Raw genomic sequence first — 1,910 nt, 5'->3', positions numbered from 1 at the left:
TCGAAGAAGGGCGGATGCTGGATGTAGGTGGAGTCCTTCGACCACTGGTAGACCTTGCTCTGCGGCACCTCGATGGCCTTCCAGGTCTCGTCGCCGTCGAACACCTCGGCATACTCCTTGCGGAACATCTCGGTGTTGACCTGCTCCACGGCCTCGGCGATCTCCGCCTGGCTGGGCCAGATGTCCTTGAGGGTGACCGGCTTGCCGTGACGGTCGGTGCCCAGGGGGTCGCGCGTCAGGTCGAGCTGGACGTTGCCGGCCAGGGCATAGGCCACCACCAGCGGCGGCGAGGCGAGCCAGTTGGTCTTGACCAGCGGGTGCACCCGGCCCTCGAAGTTGCGGTTGCCCGAGAGCACCGAGGCCACGGTCAGGTCGCCCTCCTCGATGGCCTCCTCGATGGGGCCCGCCAGAGGACCGGAGTTGCCGATGCAGGTGGTGCAGCCGTAGCCGACCAGGTTGAAGCCCAGGGCATTGAGGTCATCCTGCACGCCGCCGGCGACCAGGTAGTCGGTGACCACCTTGGAGCCCGGTGCCAGGGAGGTCTTCACCCAGGGCTTGGTGTGCAGGCCCTTCTCGCGGGCCTTCCGGGCCAGCAGGCCGGCGGCCATCATCACGCTGGGGTTGGAGGTGTTGGTGCAGGAGGTGATGGCGGCGATCACCACGGCTCCCGGGTTCAGCCGGAAGGCCTCGCCGTCGAGGTCCACGTCCTGGCTGTCGTGGTGCTCGTAGCTCTCCTCGACGCCCACGGCGGTCTGGCCGCCCTCGGACATCAGCTTGCCCTTCTCGGTGGTGGAGAGCGGCTTGCCGTCGTCCTCCATCACCTTGGCAAAGGCCGTCTTCATGTCCTTGAGCGCCACCCGGTCCTGGGGCCGCTTGGGGCCGGCCAGGCTGGCCTCGACCTCGGTCATGTCCAGTGCCAGGGTGTCGCTGAAGACGGGCTCGTCGCCGGGCTCGCGCCACAGCCCCTGGGCCTTGCTGTAGGCCTCCACCAGCGCCAGCTGGGCGTCGTCGCGGCCGGTGAGGCGCATGTAGGTCAGCGTCTCGTCGTCCACCGGGAAGAAGCCGCAGGTGGCGCCGTACTCCGGAGCCATGTTGGCGATAGTGGCGCGGTCGGCCAGCGGCAGGTCCTTGAGGCCGTCGCCGTAGAACTCGACGAACTTGCCCACCACGCCCTTCTTGCGCAGCATCTCGGTGACCGTCAGCACCAGGTCGGTGGCGGTGATACCCTCGCGCAGCTTGCCGGTGAGCTTGAAGCCCACGACCTCGGGGATCAACATCGAGACCGGCTGGCCCAGCATGGCCGCCTCGGCCTCGATGCCGCCGACGCCCCAGCCGAGCACGCCCAGGCCGTTGATCATGGTGGTGTGGGAGTCGGTGCCCACCAGGGTGTCCGGGTAGGCCAGGGTCCTGCCGTCCTGCTCCTTGGTCCAGACGGTCTTCCCCAGGTACTCGAGGTTGACCTGGTGGCAGATGCCGGTGCCGGGCGGCACCACGCGGAAGTTGTCGAAGGCCTGCTGGCCCCAGCGCAGGAACTCGTAGCGTTCGTGGTTGCGCTCCATCTCGATGGCCACGTTGTCCTTGAACGCCGTGGGGTTGCCGAACTTGTCGACCATCACCGAGTGGTCGATGACCAGGTCCACCGGCGACAGCGGGTTGATGCGGGCCGGGTCCTCGCCGAGGGACTCCACCGCGGCGCGCATGGAGGCCAGGTCGACGACCCCGGGCACGCCGGTGAAGTCCTGCATCAGCACCCGCGCCGGGCGATAGCCGATCTCGCGGTCGGAGTGGCCCTGCTGCTGCCAGTCGACCAGCGCCTGCATGTCCTCGCGGGAGACGCTCTCGTCATCGGCGAAGCGCAGCTGGTTCTCCAGCAGGATCTTCAGGGTCTTGGGCAGGCGGTCGATGTTGCC

1 protein-coding gene is annotated in these 1,910 nt (G+C 68.1%); it reads right to left on the bottom strand.

Translation table 11 applies throughout. The features are described from left to right. On the bottom strand, positions 1-1,910 hold a 1,910-nt coding region (gene acnA / locus DFP85_RS18755; protein ID WP_133637922.1), incomplete at both ends, for an aconitate hydratase AcnA.

The sequence above is a fragment of the Halomonas ventosae genome, from assembly GCF_004363555.1.
Taxonomy (GTDB): Bacteria; Pseudomonadota; Gammaproteobacteria; order Pseudomonadales; family Halomonadaceae; genus Halomonas; species Halomonas ventosae.
Note: the sequence above shows the minus strand (reverse complement) of the source record. Positions and strands in the feature narration are given on the sequence as shown.